Raw genomic sequence first — 20,265 nt, forward strand, 5'->3', positions numbered from 1 at the left:
TTAAAGTTCAAAGCCCAGGTAGAACAGGAAGGTACGGTAGGCAGGGTAGGGAGTAACCTCGACGCCATCGGCGACGGGCTGGGTGCCGAAGTTGTTTACTTCCGGATCGTAGCTCTTATAGGGCGTGATTGTGATGGGATTGCGCGCCGACAGGCCGATGCGCAGCCGTCGTACAGTGCGGCTGAGCGTTGGCCAGATGCGCTTGAGCGGGACCTCGTAGTAGAGGCCAATCTCTCGAATGCGGAAATAAGAAGCATTCTGCACAAACGGTCGGGCCGAGACGCCCAGCAGGTTGATGCGTTCGATCCCATTGGGAATGCCGTCGCCATCGTCATCCTGGTCGAAGTCGGCTGTGGTTCCAAACAGGTCGAACAGCAACATAGTCAGGTTCAGGTTATCCCCTCCGTATTTCCAGTGGGCCAGCACCGACAGGGTCAGGCGTCGGCCAATGGTCCATTCGTTTGAAAGGGAAAGCTGAAATTTGGGGGCCACGTCGCCCAGTTTGAAGACGCCATCGGGGCGTCCATCGCCGTCAATATCGTCGATGCCGACAATCTGGGTAGGACTCTGGCCTTCTTCGATGCGGATTTCACCCAGCGTGGCGCCAAAGCCGCCGCCCAGGGCGCGGAAGGGTGGAACCGGTAGTCGGGTAACGGTAGCACGGTTGGTCCAGAAGCGGATCTGACTGATCCAACGCAGATCCGGACGGTCGAAGGGTACCAGCGACAGGCCCAGCTCCAGCCCGACATTTTCCAGTTCGCCTCCATTAAACGTTTCCAGGCCGAAACCCGTGGACGGTTCCACTTCGCGTTGCAGGAGCAGGTCGGTGATCACCTTGCGATACAGCGTAAATTCCAGGGCAGCGCGGCCGTTAAGCAGGCTCAGGTCGAAGCCTCCTTCCAGCTCGGTCTGGCGTTCGGGTTTGACCTGGTCGAAGCCTCTCCGTCGGCTGATGATTGAACCTGCCTGCCCGCCGATGACGGTGGGATCAAACGAAGTGTATTTGATGCCAAAGCCTGCGATGTTGCCGGTCTGACCCCAGGCCAGGCGCAGCTTCAACTGGTCGATGGCGGTCCAGCGCCAGAAGCCAAACTGGTGCAGGTTGAGTGCAATGGAAGCCTTGGGATAGAGAAAGAAGCGGCTGACGTTACCGTTGATAGAGCTTTTGTCGCCGCGCAGTCCGACCGTCAGGATGAGGCGATCGGCCCAGTTGGCTTCTTCCTGGAAGAAGAAGCTGCGATCCCGCTGAAACTGGCGGGTTTGTTCGCGATCAATGGTAGAAGCCTGATCCAGGTTCTGTTGCCCGGGTACGAGACCGTCGGCCACAAACAGGAGCTGGTTCTGATCGAAATTGGCTCCCGTCAGGCCGCCCTGCGAGGTCAGGGTCAGGTCCAGGGCCGGTGTCCAGGTATGCACGAAAAGAGCCCGCCAGTTGGTATTGAACGTGTTGGCCTCGCGCAGAATGAGCGTGCCCGGCCCCCGGCCGTCCACATTGAGGCGCTCAAATTGGAGCTCAACCGGAAAGCGTGCATCATTTTCCAGGTTGTAATAGTCCACGCCTCCTTCCAGAATGAGTTGCAGGGCCTGTCGGGACTGCTGGAGCAGGTTGACCCGGAGCCGTCCTGAACCGATGAAACGGTTGACAGTCTCTTCGTTTTTCATCAGGGCGGCAGTCTGCAGGGGATTGGCCGAGTTGAAGGGATGATCCGGATAAAGTCCGTTCTCGTCCGGCAGCAGATAGACAAAGTTAGGGGTTGCGGCCAGCGAGATGCCAAAGGTAGTGCCCGAGTTATCGTTGCCGGTCAGGCCGCGACGCGTTGCAGCGCGGATATAGTTCGTAGTGGTTTCGAGCTGAATGCGGTCGGTCAGACGGTGATTCAGGTTCAGGCGCAGGCTGTATTTGTCATAGCCTGTGCGTTTAACGATCCCTTCCTCGTTGTGCACGAGTCCGGAAGCATAGAACTGGGTGCGCTCGCTTCCACCGCTGATGGAGAGGCTGGTGCGGTAGAGCAGCCCGCGGTTGCCATAAAGGAGGTCTTCGTAGTCGTAGAAGCCTCGGCCATTCAGGGCTGCCTGAAATTCTTCCAGGCCTCTGGGACCAAAAAAGGCCAGTGCAGTTTCTGCGGTGAACGTGCGGGTGCCCAGGCGTTTGGCGATCTCATTGAACCCGACTTCCTGGCGGACGCGCACGACGGTCTGCCCAGGACGGCCGCGTTTGGTGCGAATAATGACGACACCGTTGGATGCCCGGGCACCGTACAGGGCAGCGGCAGAAGCACCCTTAAGGATTTCGATGGACTCGATGTCCTCGGGGTTCAGGTCGGCAATTCGGTTGACCGGATTGTCCTGAGCTACGCCACTACCGCCGCCGGTGGCATTGGTGACCGCATCGACACCGCTCTGAATCTGGGAGTTGTCAACCAGGACGCCGTCGATTACGAAGAGGGGTTGCGCATTGCCGTTGATCGTGGAGATGCCGCGTAGCTTAATGGATAAGCCCCCACCGGGAGCTCCGCTGTAGGCGCTGATGTAAGCCCCCGTCACTTTACCGCTGAGGGCCGCGTCCAGCGTGGGTTGCGCCGTTACCTCAGCCAGCTCGGCTGCATTAACTGTGGCCACCGCATGCGCGAGGTTGCTGCGCCGCACCGAAGTGGCCAGTCCCGTTACGACCACTTCCTCCAGTCCCAGCACGTCCTCTTCCAGGCGGATATGCAAGGTCGTTACCTCGGGACCAACCTCGACTTCCCGGGTGCGATAGCCGACAAAAGAAAAAACGAGAACGTGAGGGCCGGGAGGGAGCGTAATGGAAAAACGCCCATCCACGTCTGTGGTGGTGCCCTGCATGGTGCCTTTCAGCACAATGCTGACGCCGGGAAGGGGCGTGTCCGATTGGGCATCAACCACGGTTCCTTCGACGACCCGTTGTCCCCAGGCAGGAAGGGCCAGGAATACTCCAGCTAAAAAGCAGACCAGTAGCGGAATGCGCATGACACTCAACCGTTGAATCAAATTTGTGCATTATGACTCCTTAAATAGGGGATCACTGGCAAAAAAGCAACTTTCTTTGAGACCACTCGACCGCGGAAGAGAACGGTTCAGTAAAGGTCTGGGATGACTGGGATAAGGAATAAATACAATTTTTTCTTAAAATGTCCACTTACCCATCCGGGTGGCGCTGCTGAGGAGCGCGCTATGTGCGTGGTGTGGGGACCAGCGCCAGAATGCGCAGGGGAGCGCCGCTGCCGCGCTGAATTTTCATGGGGAGTGCGATCAGTAAGGTGCCGCGGGGAGGCAGGCGGTCCAGGTGAGCGACGTTTTCAAAAGCGGGGACGTTCGCGGCAAATAGAAGCTGATGCGTCTCAAAGCGGGTTGACTGGCCATAGTCGATACTGGGGGTATCGATGCCGATGGCCTTGGGGCGGCGATTTTCGAGTAGCCAGCGGGCAGCGTCTGGATGCAGTCCTGGGAAGTGGAGTTGCGGGACAGCTTCCGGTCCGCGGGCATCGGTGCCCATGTAGCGGGTTCGGTCGGGCCAGAACTGGCCGTAGCCTGTGCGCAGCAGTACGATAGCTCCTTCGGGGATGGGGCCATGCGTGGCTTCCCAGGCTTCCAGGTCGGCTACCTGGATCTGGTAGTCACGGTTGGCCAGGGCTTTTTCGGATACGTCGATGACGACGGCCGGGCCCATGAGCCGCGTGAGGGGAATTTCATCTACGCTCCATTTCCCTTCCGCAAAATGCACGGGCGCGTCGATGTGGGTGCCGCCGTGTTCGGCGGTGCAGAAGGTGTTTGCTTCGTAGTAATAGCCTGCTTCGGTGTAGCCGCGGTGGTCAATGCGCAGTTGAAAGCCTTCGGCTGTGGGCCAGTAAATTGTTGAGTCATTATAGGCATAGCTTAGATCAAGCACTTCATAGCCCGCAGGAGGCCACGTGGTCAGCTCCAGAGCCGGGGCTTCGGGACGGCAGCCTGCAGCAAGTAGCATCAAGCTCAATAGACCCAGCGGACGCATGGCATGCGAAGCAGGTTGGTCTGGCTTAGCCTCAACGCAAAAATATACAAAACAAAAAAGCCCCGGTGGGTATCCACCGGGGCCGTAAAGTCCGCGTATCGGTCAGATATTGATGGGCTCGCCAATGGCGGCGCGGGCGGCTTCCATGATAGCTTCGGAGAGCGTAGGGTGTGGATGGATTGATTCAATGATTTCGTGGAAGGTGGTCTCCAGCGTTCGGGCTGTGACGGCCTCGGCAATCAGTTCGGTGGCGTCGTGGCCAATGATATGGCACCCGAGAAATTCGCCGTACTTTGCGTCGAAGATCACCTTGACGAATCCTTCTGTGTGTCCGAGGGCTGTGGCTTTGCCCGAAGCAGTAAAGGGAAATTTACCTACTTTAATGTCGTAGCCTGCCTCCCGCGCTTTTTCTTCGGTGTAGCCTACCGAAGCGATCTGCGGCTGGCAGTAAGTGCACCCCGGGATGTTGTTGTAGTTCAGGGGTTGCACTTCTTTTCCGGCGATTTTCTCTACGCACAGGATGCCTTCGTGGCTGGCTTTATGAGCGAGCCAGGGAGGACCAGCTACGTCCCCAATGGCATAGATGCCTTCGACGTTTGTGCGATAGAACTCGTCCACGACGATCTGGCCAGGCTTCGTTTCAACCCCGAGTTCCTCCAGCCCCAGGTCTTCAATATTGCCCACCACGCCAACGGCCGAGAGCACCTGGTCGGTCTGGATAACTTCCTCGCCTTTTTTGGTTTTTACCTTTACCTTCAGCGTCTTGCCTTTTGTGTCCACCGATTCTACCTGGGCACCGGTCATGACCTTGATGCCCATTTTCCGGTAAGCCCGCTCCAGTTCTCTGGAGATATCGGCATCTTCAATGGGCACAATGCGATCCATCAGTTCGATCAGCGTAACTTCGGTGCCCATGTGGTGATAGAAATATGCAAATTCAACGCCGATGGCGCCAGCTCCGACAATGACCAGGCGTTTAGGCTGCTGCTTCTGGAGCAGGGCTTCCTTGTACGTAATAATCTTCTTGCCATCAACCGGGAGCGCCGGAATCTGGCGAGCGCGGGCACCGGTTGCCAGAATGATATGCGTGGCTTCAACGGTACGCGGCTCTCCAATTTTTTCGCCGTCCATGTTGACGGACGGCTGCACATCGATCTTGCCTTTACCGATCAGACGGGCGTGGCCAAAGATGACATCAATCTTGTTCTTTTTCATCAGAAAGGCCACGCCTCGGTTCATCTTATCCGCAACAGCCCGGCTGCGTTCAATCACCTTGGCAAAATCGGGCACAATTTCGCCCTTGAGTTTGAGCCCATAGGCGTCCAGGTGACGGGCTTCGGCTGCCATTTCCGCACTTTTTAGCAGCGCCTTGGTGGGAATGCAGCCAATGTTCAGACAGACCCCGCCCAGTTTGTTCTTTTCAATAATCGCCGTTTTAAAGCCAAGCTGTGCGGCTCGAATCGCGGTTTCATAACCGCCTGGCCCCGAACCGATCACAACGACGTCATAGCGGGCGTTCTTAGCCATATTTGATCTGCGCAGAATTTTTTGCTGGATGGAAGACCCTGAGCTCCCCAAAAATAACCGATGCCTCAGGTAAATGCCCAGATTCTCCGGCAAGCTTATGTGAAATTGCCGAAAGGCATTTAGCGAGGACGCAGCCAGGGCATGGGGTTGAGCACTTCACCGCCCCGAAACAGGGAAAAGAATACGCCAGCGCGTTTGGGTTCGGCTTCGGTACCGGCCCGACCGATGATCTGACCGGCCCGGACTTCCTGGCCGATGGATACGTACACCAGCGAAAGATTGCTGTAGAAGGTCTGGTATTCGCCGTGCTGGATGAGGATATAGGTGCCGTATTCTGGCATTGCGTCGATGGCAATGACGCGGCCATCGAAGACGGCCCGAACTTCTGCCTGTGGGGCCGTGGCGATTAGAATGCCGGGATTAGGGGTGCGCGTGCCGTAAACGGGATTGACTACTTCGCCAAAAGGCTCAACAATGGCACCTTCCGCTGGCCAGGGAAGCCGTCCGCGGTTTTGTTCAAACGATCCGGTCAGTTCGGCAAAAGCTACGGCAGCAGCGGGATCCGAGGCCTCCCGGGCCCGCTGCCGCTCGCGTTCGGCAGCCAGCAGGGCCTGGATGCGCGATTCCAGTTCTCGGGCGGCTCGGCGTTTTTGCGCTAACGATTGTTCCAGGGAGACGCGCTGCGCGCGGAGTGCTTTGATGACGCGGCGCCGCTCGCGCTCCAGGCGAGCAAGGCGCCGTCGTTCGGTTTCGGCCTCTTGAAGAAGCTGCTCAGTTTCCTGACGTGCTGCCAGCAACTCCTGACGGCGGGCTTCCAGGGCAGCGGTTGCCTGCTGGATCGCCTTGAGCTTGGCCTCGCGCTGGCGCGCAAAGCGGCTCAAATACCGGGCGCGGATGAGCATTTGATTGATGGATTGTGCCGAAAGCAGCAGGGCCAGGTCGTGCATGCGGCCGTACTTGTAGGCATGCAGGGCGCGGCGACGATACTGGGCTTTCAGGTGGTCAATTTCCTGGCTGAGTGCTTGAGCGGCCTGTTGCAGGGAGTCGATTCGGCGGGCTAGCTCCTGCAGGCGTTGCCGATAACTCCGAATTAGCTCGCGACGGATAGCGATCTGGCGTTCGATGCGCTCGAGAGTCTGGAGCGTCGCTTGCTCCGCCTCCGCCGTTTCGGCTAACCGCGCTTCTTCCTGGCGAATTTGCTCGCGGAGCCGCTGCAACCGGCGCTCAATCTCGGTGCGGTCCTGCGTGTGCTGGGCAAGGACCGGCAAGGCAGGCAGCATCACCAACAGCCATAGCAGCAGGCGCCTCATGGTTGCTCCAGCATGGCTTGAAAGGGAAGGCGACGCAGGCGCGCGTCCGGATTCCAGACAAACTGTAGGTTCGGTGGATTCAACTGTAGCGTGCGGTAGTAGAGCCGAACCGTCATGCCAAGGTCGGGGCGTTCAAAATGAATCCGGCGAGGCAGGAAGATCGAGCCAAACCGGCTGAACGCCTCAAAACGATATACTTCAACAAGTATGCCGGTAGGGGTGTAACGTTCGTAGCGAACGACACGCCATCGGGTTGGATCTACTATATACCGCTGTTGCCGGCTAGGATCTTGTAAGTAGTAGTAGCCAGAGTCGGCGGTTACGTGCCAGAAACCAGAAGAGGGATAGAGGATACCCAGCAGACTCAGGAACGGATCGCGTCCGGCAGGCAGGGGCAGGTGGCGGACAGCCTGTTCGGTGCGGGTCCCTGCGTAGAGCCGGTGGTGGACCCGATCGTGCAGCAGCACGCTGTCGGGCGTAATCAGCAGACGGGCTGCCTCGATGCCCCAGCCCGGACTCAGCCGAATCAGCAGTGAGTCGTTCCGGCGCGCTACAATCGTGATAGAGAGGTTATCGGTGCCTGCTGGCGTGCGCACCTGCAGACGGGCCCGACCGGTAAACGCGTGGATGGTGTCGGCCGGCAGGCGAAGCTGGTAGCAAATTTGCTCTGCTGAATGATAGGGAAACTGATCGGGTAGCGCCGGACGCTCGGTCAGGCGAGGACCACGGGCACATCCGCTCAAAAACAGCACAGCGCTGACCAATAAGAAAACCAGGCGCATTGAGGCATCAATAGATGGTGAGCAAGTGCTGGAGGTAAGGGTTACTGGGGTCTCTGCGGAGCGCTTCCTGCCAGATACGTCGGGCTTCATCCAGGTGGCCCAATTGGGCCAACGCCTCGCCCAGGTACGCATAGGTAAGGGGGCCAGCGTAGCCTGTCTGCAGGACCCGGCGGAGCACAGCGCGGGCTCGCTCGGGTTGTGCTGTTTGCAGATACAGCCAGCCAAGTGTTTCGAGCATCCAGGGCTCAGGTTGAGCGGGAAGGGCCGCCTGGCCTTTCTGGAGCACTGCGTCGGTGCGACCATCTGCTAGCCAATCTACGACGGCACAGTGGAGGCGCACGGAGACGGAGCGACGCGCCTGCCGCCGCGCTTGCCGGCAGGCTTCCCGGGCTGCTTCAAAATGCTGTAAGCGGGCCGACAGATGGCCTTTCAGGGCCCAGAGTTCCGCAGCTACTTCCGGAGGATGCTCAGGCCATTCTGGTAGCAATTGCAGGAACTGTTCTGCGTAGGAGAGGGCGGTATCGGGTCTTCCAAGGGCCAGATAGGCATAGGCGGCCAGCCGCAGGAGCGGAAGCTGGTCTGGAAAAAGGAACAGGCCTTCTTCCGCCACCCGGGCGCTGCGACGGGGCAGGCCCGCCAGCAGCCAGGTCCGGGCAGCGGTAATCCAGGTTGGAAGGTGGCCGGGATCGTACGCCAGGCTTCGCGTGAGCAGCTCAGCAGACCAATCCGGACGTTGAGCCTGATACAGCTGGGCCAGCAGACGCAGCGCTTCGACATGCGTCGAGTCGCGGCGCAGCACTTCCTGAAGTAATGCGCGGGCTTCTTGAAGGGCCTCTGGAGTTAAGGGTTGCTGCTGGATCCGTTGTCGGGCACGGGCCAGAAGGGCGGTAGGGGTCGATGAATGCATTGTAAGGTGGGCCAGCAGGCGGGTTGCCAGGGTATCCCGAGGAGCAAGTTGGAGCGCGCGTTCCAGAGCCCAGCGCGCTTTACTGAGTTGCTTGTAATGCAGGTAAAGACGTCCCAGGGTGCGCCATAGATGCGCATTAGCCGCATCAAAAGACAGCAGGGTTTCCAGCGTGTGTAGGGCAGCCAGTGAATCGCCAGTGGCTAGCTGGAGGGGCCAGAGTGTTCGGTACAGGCTAGTGTCTGTGCGGTTGCGTTCTTGCAGCGCTTCATACAGACGGCGTGCTGTTAGCAGGTCGCCGCGCTGGTAGGCCCATTGTGCCTGGTAGCGCAGCACGCGGGGATCCTCGGGGTGGTGTTGCTGCACAAACCGGACGGCCTGTTGCAACGCCGAGGTTGCACCGGCAGCTTCCAGCACTTCAAGCCATTCGTGGCAGTAACTGACCTCTCGGGGGGCTGCTCGGCAGGCCTTTTCCGCGTAGAAACGTGCGGCGCTTAGATCGTGTTGCTGTCGGTAAGCCTGGGCCAGGAGGCTCATCAGGGCAGGTGCTTCAGGTACCAGCGAGAGTGCTTCTTCGAGCAGCGGAATTGCTTCGTCGGGCTGGTCCATTTCCAGATAGGTCAGGCTCCGCACCAGCAATTGTTGCGCCCGCAGCGAGTCGGGAAGCATGTATTGAGCGAAAGCCGGGAGAGAGACCAGCAGAAACAGTCCGGTCACGCGCAATGGCAGCCAGGGAGTCATGTGAGCCTAGCTGGAGAAGCCCGAATCGAGTGTTTTGCGCTCACCAAACGAAAGCGCTGCCGTGGATGTTTCAGCAAAAAAGCCCGGCCTGAAAGCCGGGCGTTGTGGTCGCTCTGTCTGTTGCTTGCGTCAGGAGCCAGGCAATAGAGGATTCTGCACCACCAGTCCGCGCGATTCAGCCAGTACCCGGTTCATATCAATGCGGATGGTAACCTCATTGGAGAGCAGATTGCCCTGTTCGTCGTAGAGGATCAGCGGGTCGTACAGATCCATTTCGTTAGCGGGCGGAATGTAGTCGGGCACAAAGACCCGGGTGCCGAAGTCGCCATCGTTAATATTGGGATTGGTGTTGATTTCGCGGAGCATGATCGGAAGGCGAATGCCCAGGTCATGCATGCGACGGGCTTCTAAGAACAGGATTTCCTGGCGCATCAGGTAAAGCAGCCGAACCAGCGCCGTTCCCGTAGCGCCATCAATGTCTGCATCGGTAACAGAGGTGGCAGAGACTAAAGGAACGGTAACCAGACCGGGGCGGTCTTTGACGAGCCCGGCTCGGAAGGGGGCTCCAGGCTCGTCGGCAATCAGGATCGACGAGCTGCGCGGCCGAGGATTCAGGTCGTTGTCCAGCCGGGGATCGTCGTCTTGAAACTGGGCAACCGGTCGGGAGGCGGCCAGCGCACGCGCTGCCTTCATGAAGCTGCGGGCTGCGTCTTCGTTGCCATTGGCCAGGGCGACCTCGGCCCGAATTAAAAGCATTTCTTCGGCTTTTGCGACCGGAATTGGGCTTTCTCGGTCGATATATTTAGGATCCAGAAAATCCAACCGGGGCAGCGGTTGCATTTCTTGCAGGGCGCGGGCTACCAGATAAGCCCAGGGGGCATTGTCAATAGAACTCGCATCAAAGCCCTGAGCAAAGAGGAAAGCAGGGTCGGCACTGAGCACCTGCTGCGCATATTGATCGGCGAGCTCGGCATGACCGAGGGCTCGGTGCGCGCGGGCCAGGGCTGCGCGCGCTGCCAGGTCCAGCGATACGCCGTCGGGCAGTTCAGCGTTGGTGTCAAGCGCATTTTCCAGATCACTGATCGCGCGTTCCAGGAGCTGGGCCGCTGCTACGGGCGTGCCATCTTGCTCTACCGGGGCGGCGACGAAGTTTTCGCCCAGCATGAGATAAGCCATGCCCCGGTAGTAGCGGGCTTCGGCCAATTGTTCAGGGGTAGCCCGGCTGTCTGCAGGCGCCACTTCGTTAAGCAGAAAGTCAGCCAGAGCGCGCAGCTCCTGCAAGTTCCAGTAGGGACCAGTAAAGCGGCTGGTCCGGTCCAGATCTACGGGCTTAATATCACGGGGAAAGTCATAGACCGTGCCGCCCAGTCCCGTGCCGTTGATTGAGAAGTTGTCGGTAACGAACTCTGTGATAACCACCACGGCACCCAGCGCCCGGGCAAACTGGGCACGCAGTCCAGGAAGCAGGGCTGCAACCGGTTCTGGCGCCTGTTGGAAGTCTTCCAGGGTCGTGCGCGGGTTTTCCACGCGGGTGGGATCAAGGAAATCACACCCGGCGCCATAAAGACCCAGGAGCAACAGGCAGGTTGCCAGAGCAATCAGACGAATATTGCGTCGCATAGCCTTAACGGAATGGTTTTCCATCGCGTTAGAGGGTTACCTGGACAGCAAAGCGGAACTGGCGTGGCGGCGATAAGGTGATGCTCTGCACGCCTCCCAGTTGGAGGTCTCCGGGGGCGGCCCAGCCCGCCAGTTCCGGGTCAACCAGGTCTTGTTTGGCGAACGTGTAGACGTTGCGGACGCTGAAGGTCACGCTAGCGCGTTGCACGGGCAGGTTTTGCAGCAGGGTGCGCGGTATGCTGTAGCGTAACGAGAGCTCACGAATCTTGAGATAATCGCCGTTTTTGAGCAGGGCAATAAATGCTTCCCGGTAGCGGAATTTGCCAATCTCATTACCGTTGAGGTCATAGCGCGTGGGAAAGACCGTGCGTTCAATGCCATTGAACGAAGCCCAGGCGCTTCCATAGTCGGCCACGAGGCTTCCAGTAGCCCAGTCGGCCAGTGCATAGAACTGCAGCCGGTTGTCAAACAGCGACAGGGTGGTCGAGATGGATCCTGTTTTGGTAGGATAAGGCGTCTTCCCAATAAACTGGAACTCCGAATCGTCCGGCAAGCCGTCTCCGTTGGTGTCGATAGGCACCGTTACGTACCACTCTCCGACCGGATGGCCCTCTTCAACGCGCTGCCAGGGTTCAAAGATGGCAAAAGGTGGAGCTCCCCCCATGTCGACCATCCGGTTTCGGAAGCCATGGTAGCTAAGTCCAATCGACCATTGCAGGTCCCGGCGGTTGAACACGTACACTTCGGCAGCCAGTTCGATGCCCGTGTTTTCGATAACGCCCACGTTGCGTAGCTGGGTACCTTTGCCGGTTACAGGTTGCTCGGGCACGTAAAGCAGGGCATCGCTCGTGCGCGCTCTGTAAAATGTCACGTTCAAGCTGAGTCGATTCTGAAGCAGCAGCGCATCAAACCCTGCTTCCAGCGTTGCGGTGCGTTCGGGCTTTAGTTCAGGGTTGCCCGGATTGTCGAAGCGGGGAGCGCTTTCGCCTCGGAAGGGAGTAGCCTGGAAGGTGACGTCCCGTGCAAAGGGGGAGGGGAACTTTCCTGTCTCTCCATAAGCGGCCCGCAGCTTCAAAACCGAGATGTAGCGGGCCAGGGTACCTCGCCAGAAGGGTTCATCATGAATGTTGTAGGAAATCCCGATTTTGGGATAAGCTTGTAGACCTACGTCCTTACCGAAAGCGCTGTTGCCATCCAGTCGCAGGCCGGCCTCCAGAAACAGCCGGTCAAAGAAGCTAAGCTGTTCCTGGAAGAAGATGCCGCCGTTGAAGATCTGGGTGCGGGTCTCTTCGGCTGTAACCGTGGCCGCTTCGTCCAGATCTTCGGTGCCAGGCAGGGCGAAGGTTGTTCCCGTGGCAGTGATGATGCTTTCATCCTCGCGAAAGCCCTGCACGCCAAACGTAAACGTTGAGGAGACAGGGCCAAGCTGGGGATAGTTGATCGTCCCCACATATTCCAACGTTACGACGGAGAAATCGCGGTTGTAGCGGCTTAGTTCGCCGCGGTCTCCCGACACCGGTTCAAACTCAATGGGCAAAAACACGCGCTGTTCGTTGGCGCGCATGTCGATACCCACGGTTAGCCTGGTGCTAAACAGAGGGGATGGCGTAAACCGAATCGTCGAGCCGGCAGTGAACCGGTGAACCCCTTCGTTAACGTCGGGCAACAGGAAGATGCGCAGCGCCTCTTCAAAGGTTTCGGCGCCGCTAAAGAACAGGGCGTCGCCTACTTCGAAAGTAGTCAGCGGGTCGAAAATGGACTGGCCGTTGAAAAGCCGCTGGAACTGAGAGCGTACATACGAGCCCGAAAACGAAACCTCCAGCTCGGGGCGAACCCTGGCCTGCAGGTTGGCCCGCAGCGCGTACAGGGTGTTTTCGTTTTTGGGCTGCACGCCGGTATCATGTTGCAGGCGTCCACTTACATTGTACGTAAATGTTGGCGAGCCACCCGAAAAGCCTACGTAGTAGTTCTGATAGAACCCGTTTTTCAGAAAGTGGTCGCGAATAAAGCTGGTTTTGCCATAGTTCGGGTCGTTAGGATCTTCGCGCGTTTGGGGAAACGAAAAGCCGGTATCTTTGAGAAAACGGGTCTCCGGTTGGTCGAAGCCCAGCTCGGTGCGAATCGTAACCGTGGAGCGACCGGCCTGTCCGCGCTTCGTAAAGATCTGGATAACGCCGGAGGCAGCGTCCGATCCATAGAGCGTGCTTGCGGCTCCTCCTCGTGTGATTTCAATGCGTTCAATGTCGCTGGTAATTAGCTCAGCCAGTGCCGAGGTCAGTTCGCCTCCCAGGCTGAAGCTGGTGCCCAGCTCGGTGTCAACGCGAATGCCATCGATGTAGATGACGGGAGTCTGGCTACCAATGACGCTTGTGATGCCTCGGAAATCAATCAGGGCAGCCTGGCCCGGCTGGGCACTCTGCAACCGAATTGTGGCACCGGCCACGCGTCCCTGCAGCAATTGATCGACCGAGAGCACCGGCGCTTCCTCAATATCGCGCGTTGTCAATACCGCTACATCAGTCGCGAGCTTGCGGCGCGCCACGCTGGTTCCCTGACCCGTTACCACTACCTCGTCCAGTTGCAACAGATCTTCTTCCAGCGTAATGTCCTGCGTAACGGTAGCTCCCGGTTGCAACGTGACCACAAGCCGGCCCTCACGATATCCTATGAAGCGTGCAACCACCTCATAGGTGCCGGCCGGCAGATCTTCAATGCGATAGCGGCCTTCCACATCTGTAGCCGCTCCGCGCATCAGAGAAGGAATGACCACATTGGCGCCCGGCAGCGGCTCACCTGTCCGTGCGTCCAACACGCGGCCCTGCAAGGTAGCAGGCTGTGCCTGAGCGGTTGTTGTCCAGAGCAGGCAACCGAAAAGGAACAGTAAACCGTTTCGCATGGCTGCGATATACTGTGCATTGTTCTTTAATATATCACCCATACTAATGACCGCGTTGCTATAATGCAAGAAGAAATTGGAGGAGCATCAACGAATACGGCGCCGCATGATTGAGGCGTTGCTGCGAGATCTGGAGGCCCTGGCGCGGATGCTGGAATCGGATCTCATTGAACAGGGCATCTGTCGGCTGGGAGCTGAACAGGAGTTGTTTCTGGTAGATGCCTGTGGCAATCCGGTACCGGTAGCCGAACAGGTACTGGCGCAGAATCGCGATCCTCACCTGGTACCTGAGCTGACGCGCTTCAACTTAGAGCTCAACCTGGATCCTGTCCAGCTTGAAGGCAATGGGCTTCGTCTATTAGAACGACAGCTTGTGCAACGACTGGCTCATGCGCGGGCGCTGGCTCGCGAACTGGGCCATGACATTGCGCTGTGTGGGATTCTGCCTACCATCCATCTGTCGGATCTCGCGCTGGAAAATATGACGCCTCGGCCGCGCTACATGCAACTGAATGAGGTGATCACACAGTTACGAGGAGGGCCTATTCAACTGCAGATCACAGGCATTGACGAGCTGTTTGTGCAGTTGGACTCCATAATGGTGGAGGGCTGCAATGCCAGTTTCCAGGTGCACCTGCAGGTTGACCCCGACGCTTTCGCACCGTTCTATAATGCGGCTCAGGTAGCTGCGGCGCCGGTTCTGGCAGCGGGAGCTAACGCGCCGGTGCTTTTTGGTAAGCGTCTCTGGCATGAGACCCGCATTGCTGTTTTTCGACAGGCTATTGATACGCGCAGAGGGCATCTGTATCTCCGAGAGATGAGTCCCCGGGTGCATTTTGGCACAGACTGGGTGCGGGCGTCGGTTCTGGAAATCTATCGGGAGGATCTGGCACGCTTCCGGGTGCTGCTAATGCCAGAGACTCCTCTGGAAGATGCGCTTGCTGTGCTGGAACAGGGAAGTATTCCCCAGCTGCAGGCATTGCAACTTTTTAACGGAACCGTTTATCGCTGGAACCGGGCCTGTTATGGGGTTACAGGGGGGCGTCCACATCTTCGCATTGAAAACCGGGTGCTTCCTGCCGGTCCGACCCCTGCCGATGAGGTCGCCAATGCCGCTTTCTGGGCGGGACTGGTCCTGGAGCTGGCGCATCGGGAGCCAGACCTGCACCGGCAGCTTGATTTTGACGAAGCGCGCGGCAACTTCATTGCGGCGGCGCGTCTGGGGCTGGGCGCGCATCTTACCTGGCTGGATGGCGCGCGCTGGCCGGCTGCTCGCTTGATTCTGGAAGAGCTGTTACCAATGGCCCGGGCAGGGCTGCGGCGCGCCAGGATTGATCCGGCGGATATCACCCACTATCTGGACATTATTCAGGAACGCGTGAGGCGCTATCAGACCGGCGCCGAATGGCAACTGCGTTCGCTGGCCGCTCTGAAAGGGCAGGGGAGTCGCGCGGAGCGCCTGGAAGCGCTGGTATTAACCATGCAAGCTTATCAGCAGGAAAACCGTCCGGTGCATACCTGGGAGCTGGCGCGGCTGGCAGCTGTGCGTCGGCGTGAAGCCCAGGGAAACCGACGGGTAGAGCATGTTATGACAACTGATTTGTTTACTGTTCACGAGGATGAGCCCCTGGTGTTTGTGGCTGCTTTGATGGACTGGAAACAGTTGTCTTTTGTGCCAGTCGAAGACGCGCAGCACCGCCCTGTCGGCTTGCTGAGCCGAGAGGCGGTACTGCAGGCCCTGGCGGAGGAGGCCGACGCGCCGCTACGGGTACGGCACGTCATGCAGACCGATCCTCCACTTCTAACGCCGGAAACTTCAGTAGAAGAAGCGCGGCGTCTGTTAAGCGCAGGAGCGCACCAGGCATTGCTGGTGGTTCACAAGGGACAGTTAGTGGGGGTGGTAACCAGAAAGGATCTGGCAGGAGCGTGACTAGTCTTCCTCCTCCTCATCTTCTTCTTCAAAGTTTTCCTCATCAAATTCGTCTTCTGCTTCGTCCTCTTCGTCAAGTACTTCTTCAACTTCCTCTAATGCGGCAGCGTCTGCGCTGTCGGCCAGACCACCCAGAATGGTTTCCATGGTATCCGGCTCAGGCGGCTCAGACGTGCGAGGACGAGGGGGAGGTTGCTCGGCCTTGACTTCAGGGGCCAGTTCATAGATCAGGCCCAGGTGGTGTTTGCCTGTCTGCACGACCAGACCCTGCTTGATCATCGCCTGCGCTATGTCATACGGACACATCTCGTACCCTTTGCCGCGCAGGTAAAAGTTCGCGTTGCGCCGTTCCGTGCCAACGATGAGTACGTAACCCCGAGCTAGCTTATTTTTCGCGTGATTGATCCACTTATCTTTGGAAACTGTGGGACCGATGCGTCGCTCGGGTTCCGGCTGATAGCCGCTGACCAGTTCCATACGCACCTGCTATGGAAGGTCCTTCCGAATGAGCAGCAGCATCAACCGCCACAAAAAATCCCTGTTCCAGCCTGAGCAGCTTGCACCGTATATTTTTCGGAAGAAAAGCGCCAACCTAAAGAGCGGACATGATGCAGCCTCTGGGATTGCAACTCGGTGAATTCGGCCAGACCCTGATAGCTGGTGCACCGCTGGTAGCCTGGCTGAAGGCGATTGGCATCTGGGCCGTGCTGTCCGTGATTTTCATTGTGGTGCAGCGGGTACTGGCCCGAAGACTGGAAGCGTTGGCCAAGCGCACGCGCACAAACATTGACAATGTTATTGCAAACGCCCTGCGCCGGACACGTGCCTATTTCCTGGTAGGGCTGGCCTTTTACGCCTCGGTAGCGCTTGTCCAGTTACCGCAGCCGGTCGTGCGGTGGGGTGGCCGGATTGCGTTTGTGCTTTTGCTCCTGCAGGTCATTCGCTGGGGTAATGGGCTGATCACCTTCTATGTGGAGCGCTATCGCAAGCAAAAGCTTGAGGAAGATCCGGCCGCTGTCATGTCGATGCAGGCGCTGGGCTTCATTGGGCGCCTGGTGCTCTGGACGCTTGTGCTGCTGGTCGCGTTGGATAATTTCGGAGTGGACATCACCGCGCTGGTGGCCAGCGTCGGGATTGCCGGCGTGGCCATTGGTCTGGCCGTGCAGAATATTCTGGGGGATCTGTTCGCGTCGCTTTCCATTGTGCTCGACAAGCCTTTTGTGGTGGGCGATTTTATTATTGTCGATAACTACATGGGAACAGTTGAGCACATTGGCCTCAAGTCCACGCGCATTCGTAGCCTTACCGGCGAGCAACTGGTCTTTTCCAACAGCGATCTGCTCAACAGCCGCATCCGCAACTACAAGCGCATGCGGGAGCGGCGCATTGTGTTTACGGTAGGGGTCGTTTATCAGACACCTAAGGAAAAGCTGGAGAAGATTCCTGAGATCATTCGCGAAGTCGTGGAAGCGCAGGAGCGCGTGCGCTTCGACCGCGCGCACTTTAAAGAATTTGGCCCTTCATCGCTCAACTTTGAGGTCGTCTACTGGGTGCTGGATCCGGATTATACACTTTACATGAACATTCAGCAGGCCATTAATCTGGCCATTTTTGAGCGTTTTGCCCAGGAAGGCATCGAGTTCGCCTACCCGACGCAGACGCTCTACGTCTATCCAATGAAGCCCGTGGAGGCTTCGGCATCGCCCGACGCCGACCGGCAGGCGCAGGCCTGAAGTTTAGCGGGTGCCTTCCGGAAGCGGCAGCGGTTTACGCGGGATGCGCTCGTCGCGCTCGGCTGCGTGGTAGGCAAAAGCCGCAACGATGGTGGCCGCCTGTTTCAGGTCGTCTGCGATGACATGGTCGAAGACGTCCATATTGGAGTGATGCGTGCGCGTGCCATAGGCCAGATGGTCCTGGATGAACTGGAAGCCCGGCAGCCCCACAGCATCGAACGACAGATGATCGGTGCCGCCGGTGTTGCGCAGCGAGATCGTCGCAGCCCCCAGGTCGTGAAAAGGCGCCAGCCAGGCGCGGAAAATCGGGGCGACCGCTTCATTTCCCTGGAGATAAATGCCCCGAATTTTGCCCCCGCCGTTGTCGAGGTTAAAGTAGACGGAGAACTTTTCGTGGGCCGGCTTAAGGCGGGCAGGGGGCTGGCCCCAGCCTTGTAGTTCTGCAAAGTGCTGGTTGACATACGCGCGGGAACCTAACAGGCCTTGCTCTTCGCCGGTCCAGAGCGCCAGCCGGATCGTGCGGCGGGGGCCCCGGCCCAGTTGGTCATAGACCCGCTTTAGAATGCGCATGGCTTCCATCATGACCGCCGAGCCTGCCGCGTTATCGGTAGCACCGGTGCCGGCGTGCCACGAATCGAAGTGGGCGCCCAGCATGACGAGCTCGTCGCCAATCCGGGGGTCGGTGCCAGGCAGCTCAGCAATCAGGTTGTATTCATAGGGGTCGTTTTCATGATAGGACACGTCGAGGTCTATTGTCATTTCTACCCGAAAGCCCCGTTCGAGCAGTCGGTAAATCCGGTTATAATGCTCGACCGCTACGGTGAACTGGGGAATCACCTGTACGCCAGGTTTCCAGGGGCCGGGGCGTTCGAACCAGGGCGTTCCTGGAGGAGCAGGCACGCGAGCGGCCGAGACGAAGACGGTACCATAATCCCCGCGGAAGTTGCGATCCAGAATGGCCAGGGGCTGCTCCTCATAAAGAAACTGGAGGCGTTGCTGGGCCAGCTCCAGTCGCCGCAGGGCGGCGGCGCTGTAACGCCGGCCCCCGCCTTCCGGATGGGCAGCGTTCGCCAGCGCCAGCAGGTCGTCCGCGTCGCGGCGCCGCGCCAGCGGCTCAAAGGGTTCGTTGAGTTCCCGGGGCGGCTCCAGGAGCACGATTTTGCCGCGCAGCTTACCCCGGTACGCGGCAAAGGCACTGGTGTCTTCGACGTCAAATCGAACCACTTCGGCAGTTACCGGACCCTCAATGTCTGGCGACCAGGCCTTTGGATAGGCAAGTACTGGAAACGACACAGGCGCCGTTACTTCCATGCGAAAATGATGCAGCGTCCACCCGCGGCCAAAAGGTCCCCACGGTTCCTGGCGAACATGCTGCACGCCCCAGGCCTGAAGCTGACGGGCCGCCCAGGCCATTGCGCTGTCAAGCTGGGGGGAGCCGGTCAGTCGAGGGCCATACACATCGGTAAGCCAGAAAAGCGTCTCCATCACCTGGCTGCGCTGCAGGCCTTCTTCCCGAATCAAGCGGATCGCCAGCGTGTCAACTGGCTCTTGAGCATGGAGTAGCGGGCTCCACAACAGGAGAGCCAGCAAGAACGTCAGCTTACGTTTCCGGGCGGTGACGATAGCGGACCACATAGGCTTTCTCCATCGTGATTAATCCTTCCTGTACAGCTTCGTCCAGGAAAGGTAAGAGTTTTTGAATATTTTCCTCCGTATCGACAATCTCCACTACCACGGGAAGATCCTCGGAAAGCCGAAGCAGCTTGGCGGTGTGCACGCGGCTGGAGGCACCAAAACCCATAATGCCCCGCAAGACGGTAGCACCGGCCAGGTTCAGCTCGCGAGCTTTCAGCACAATCTGTTCGTACAGCGGCCTTCCCTGGTAGCGGTCGGTTTCGCCTATAAAGATACGCAACAAGACGCCTTCGGCAGGAAGCTTGGTCATAGGAGACCTCCCAGGTGTAGTAGCAGCCGGGCGGTTAGAAATCCTAACGCGACGCAGAGCAGCCCGGCCAGGCTGCTTCCGAGCAAGTTCATCAGGCCCAGCAGGAGCTCACCGTCACGCAGCAGTTGGAAGCTTTCCAGGCCGTACGTGGAAAACGTGGTGAATGCACCGAAAAACCCTATAAAGATCAATGGAGAAATCGCGGGAGGGAGTGCAACGCTTTCAGAAAGCGCCCATAGCAGGCCCAGTCCGTAGCATCCTGTCAGATTGACAACCAGGGTGCCCCAGGGAAAGGTAGGACCCAGCCAGGTATAAACAAAACCTGAAAGCGCGTAGCGCGCGAGTGCGCCCAGGGCGCCTCCCAGGGTGATCCACAGAAGTTTCATACGGATTGCTTGCTGATACGACCATGCTTCCCGGCTTCCCACTGTCGAAAGCGATCGAGGTCTGAGCGGATGGCACGGGCAACCGCTGCAATGACCGCCGCGTCGTCAACCAGTCCCAGTCCCACCAGCATGTCGGGCAGCAGATCGGCGGGATTGACAAAGTAGGCGAGGGCTGCCACGCCGTAGAGGAGGGAATGCCAGGGAACGAGGCGGTACTCACGACGCGCCCAGGCCTGCACCATGCGCACGAGCGTGTATAGCTCGCGGCGCACCGAAGCCAGCGCGGTTTCGTCTCGGAACAACTGACGGTAAGCATGCAGGGTCAGCCTCATGAGCCGACTTCTGCGCACGAGCGAGCGTCGGGCTGCGCGCAGCGCCAGCGCAAAGGCGCGCGAGCGAAGTGGTGCCGGGCGTCGAAGCTGAAGAGATACCGCCATCACGTCCAGAGCGTGCCGGAGCATGGCAAAAAATAAAACGATCTC

General features: G+C 58.7%; 15 protein-coding genes. 2 read left to right on the forward strand and 13 right to left on the reverse strand.

Going from position 1 to position 20,265, the window contains the following annotated elements; translation table 11 throughout:
* From BUA15_RS11950 to BUA15_RS11985, 8 genes are all read right to left on the reverse strand, one after another.
* The gene (locus BUA15_RS11950) at positions 1 to 2,988 is read right to left on the reverse strand and encodes a SusC/RagA family TonB-linked outer membrane protein (protein ID WP_072716220.1); all 2,988 of its coding nucleotides are present in this window, start codon (positions 2,986 to 2,988) and stop codon (positions 1 to 3) included.
* A 202-nt stretch (positions 2,989 to 3,190) separates the two neighbouring features.
* Entirely contained in the window at positions 3,191 to 4,009 is an 819-nt protein-coding gene (locus tag BUA15_RS11955) for a cyclase family protein (protein ID WP_072716221.1), read from the reverse strand.
* Between the two features lie 102 nt (positions 4,010 to 4,111).
* The gene (gene lpdA / locus BUA15_RS11960; RefSeq protein ID WP_072716222.1) at positions 4,112 to 5,536 is read right to left on the reverse strand and encodes a dihydrolipoyl dehydrogenase; all 1,425 of its coding nucleotides are present in this window, start codon (positions 5,534 to 5,536) and stop codon (positions 4,112 to 4,114) included.
* Between the two features lie 119 nt (positions 5,537 to 5,655).
* Positions 5,656 to 6,846, reverse strand: coding sequence for a murein hydrolase activator EnvC family protein (locus tag BUA15_RS11965; protein WP_072716223.1), 1,191 nt, complete (start codon positions 6,844 to 6,846; stop codon positions 5,656 to 5,658).
* Positions 6,843 to 7,628: a DUF4292 domain-containing protein gene (locus BUA15_RS11970; protein ID WP_072716224.1), complete on the reverse strand. Its 786-nt coding sequence runs from the start codon at positions 7,626 to 7,628 to the stop codon at positions 6,843 to 6,845. The genes BUA15_RS11965 and BUA15_RS11970 overlap by 4 nt, the downstream gene beginning before the upstream one ends.
* Before the next feature lie 7 nt (positions 7,629 to 7,635).
* Complete coding sequence (locus BUA15_RS11975; RefSeq protein WP_245772035.1) at positions 7,636 to 9,273, reverse strand: tetratricopeptide repeat protein; 1,638 nt, start codon at positions 9,271 to 9,273, stop codon at positions 7,636 to 7,638.
* 129 nt (positions 9,274 to 9,402) lie between these two features.
* A complete protein-coding gene (locus tag BUA15_RS11980) occupies positions 9,403 to 10,893 on the reverse strand; it encodes a RagB/SusD family nutrient uptake outer membrane protein (protein WP_072716225.1) in 1,491 nt (496 codons plus the stop codon).
* A gap of 28 nt (positions 10,894 to 10,921) precedes the next feature.
* Positions 10,922 to 13,789, reverse strand: coding sequence for a SusC/RagA family TonB-linked outer membrane protein (locus BUA15_RS11985; protein ID WP_072716226.1), 2,868 nt, complete (start codon positions 13,787 to 13,789; stop codon positions 10,922 to 10,924).
* A gap of 106 nt (positions 13,790 to 13,895) precedes the next feature.
* On the opposite strand from BUA15_RS11985, the gene BUA15_RS11990 reads away from it, so the two are divergent.
* Positions 13,896 to 15,719, forward strand: a complete 1,824-nt coding sequence (locus BUA15_RS11990) for a glutamate-cysteine ligase family protein (protein WP_072716227.1) — start codon at positions 13,896 to 13,898, stop codon at positions 15,717 to 15,719.
* Here the strand turns inward: BUA15_RS11990 and BUA15_RS11995 are convergent, their stop codons facing one another.
* Complete coding sequence (locus BUA15_RS11995) at positions 15,720 to 16,196, reverse strand: hypothetical protein (RefSeq protein ID WP_072716228.1); 477 nt, start codon at positions 16,194 to 16,196, stop codon at positions 15,720 to 15,722.
* A 128-nt stretch (positions 16,197 to 16,324) separates the two neighbouring features.
* Here BUA15_RS11995 and BUA15_RS12000 point away from each other — a divergent pair, with 128 nt between their 5' ends.
* Complete coding sequence (locus tag BUA15_RS12000) at positions 16,325 to 17,452, forward strand: mechanosensitive ion channel family protein (protein WP_072716229.1); 1,128 nt, start codon at positions 16,325 to 16,327, stop codon at positions 17,450 to 17,452.
* Positions 17,453 to 17,455: 3 nt separating this feature from the next.
* On the opposite strand, the gene BUA15_RS12005 is transcribed toward BUA15_RS12000, so the two are convergent.
* Genes BUA15_RS12005 through BUA15_RS12020 form a run of 4 tightly spaced genes read right to left on the reverse strand, consistent with a single transcriptional unit; the run spans position 17,456 to position 20,244 of the window.
* A complete protein-coding gene (locus tag BUA15_RS12005) occupies positions 17,456 to 19,087 on the reverse strand; it encodes a M28 family peptidase (RefSeq protein WP_072716230.1) in 1,632 nt (543 codons plus the stop codon).
* The gene (locus tag BUA15_RS12010) at positions 19,053 to 19,397 is read right to left on the reverse strand and encodes a DUF190 domain-containing protein (RefSeq protein WP_072716231.1); all 345 of its coding nucleotides are present in this window, start codon (positions 19,395 to 19,397) and stop codon (positions 19,053 to 19,055) included. The genes BUA15_RS12005 and BUA15_RS12010 overlap by 35 nt, the downstream gene beginning before the upstream one ends.
* Positions 19,394 to 19,783 carry a fluoride efflux transporter CrcB gene (crcB, locus tag BUA15_RS12015; RefSeq protein WP_072716232.1) on the reverse strand — a complete coding sequence of 130 codons (390 nt, stop codon included), beginning with the start codon at positions 19,781 to 19,783 and terminating at the stop codon, positions 19,394 to 19,396. Before crcB ends, BUA15_RS12010 begins: the two co-directional genes overlap by 4 nt.
* Complete coding sequence (locus BUA15_RS12020) at positions 19,780 to 20,244, reverse strand: YkvA family protein (protein WP_072716233.1); 465 nt, start codon at positions 20,242 to 20,244, stop codon at positions 19,780 to 19,782. The genes crcB and BUA15_RS12020 overlap by 4 nt, the downstream gene beginning before the upstream one ends.
* Positions 20,245 to 20,265 lie beyond the last annotated feature (21 nt).

This window comes from Rhodothermus profundi (genome assembly GCF_900142415.1).
GTDB lineage: Bacteria > Bacteroidota > Rhodothermia > Rhodothermales > Rhodothermaceae > Rhodothermus > Rhodothermus profundi.

Coding starts and splice junctions, on each gene's coding strand:
- BUA15_RS11950 (WP_072716220.1), bottom strand. CDS start 2,988: ATGCGCATTCCGCTACTGGTCTGCTTTTTAGCTGGAGTATTCCTGGCC.
- BUA15_RS11955 (WP_072716221.1), bottom strand. CDS start 4,009: ATGCGTCCGCTGGGTCTATTGAGCTTGATGCTACTTGCTGCAGGCTGC.
- lpdA (WP_072716222.1), bottom strand. CDS start 5,536: ATGGCTAAGAACGCCCGCTATGACGTCGTTGTGATCGGTTCGGGGCCA.
- BUA15_RS11965 (WP_072716223.1), bottom strand. CDS start 6,846: ATGAGGCGCCTGCTGCTATGGCTGTTGGTGATGCTGCCTGCCTTGCCG.
- BUA15_RS11970 (WP_072716224.1), bottom strand. CDS start 7,628: ATGCGCCTGGTTTTCTTATTGGTCAGCGCTGTGCTGTTTTTGAGCGGA.
- BUA15_RS11975 (WP_245772035.1), bottom strand. CDS start 9,273: ATGACTCCCTGGCTGCCATTGCGCGTGACCGGACTGTTTCTGCTGGTC.
- BUA15_RS11980 (WP_072716225.1), bottom strand. CDS start 10,893: ATGCGACGCAATATTCGTCTGATTGCTCTGGCAACCTGCCTGTTGCTC.
- BUA15_RS11985 (WP_072716226.1), bottom strand. CDS start 13,789: ATGCGAAACGGTTTACTGTTCCTTTTCGGTTGCCTGCTCTGGACAACA.
- BUA15_RS11990 (WP_072716227.1), top strand. CDS start 13,896: ATGATTGAGGCGTTGCTGCGAGATCTGGAGGCCCTGGCGCGGATGCTG.
- BUA15_RS11995 (WP_072716228.1), bottom strand. CDS start 16,196: ATGGAACTGGTCAGCGGCTATCAGCCGGAACCCGAGCGACGCATCGGT.
- BUA15_RS12000 (WP_072716229.1), top strand. CDS start 16,325: ATGATGCAGCCTCTGGGATTGCAACTCGGTGAATTCGGCCAGACCCTG.
- BUA15_RS12005 (WP_072716230.1), bottom strand. CDS start 19,087: ATGTGGTCCGCTATCGTCACCGCCCGGAAACGTAAGCTGACGTTCTTG.
- BUA15_RS12010 (WP_072716231.1), bottom strand. CDS start 19,397: ATGACCAAGCTTCCTGCCGAAGGCGTCTTGTTGCGTATCTTTATAGGC.
- crcB (WP_072716232.1), bottom strand. CDS start 19,783: ATGAAACTTCTGTGGATCACCCTGGGAGGCGCCCTGGGCGCACTCGCG.
- BUA15_RS12020 (WP_072716233.1), bottom strand. CDS start 20,244: ATGCTCCGGCACGCTCTGGACGTGATGGCGGTATCTCTTCAGCTTCGA.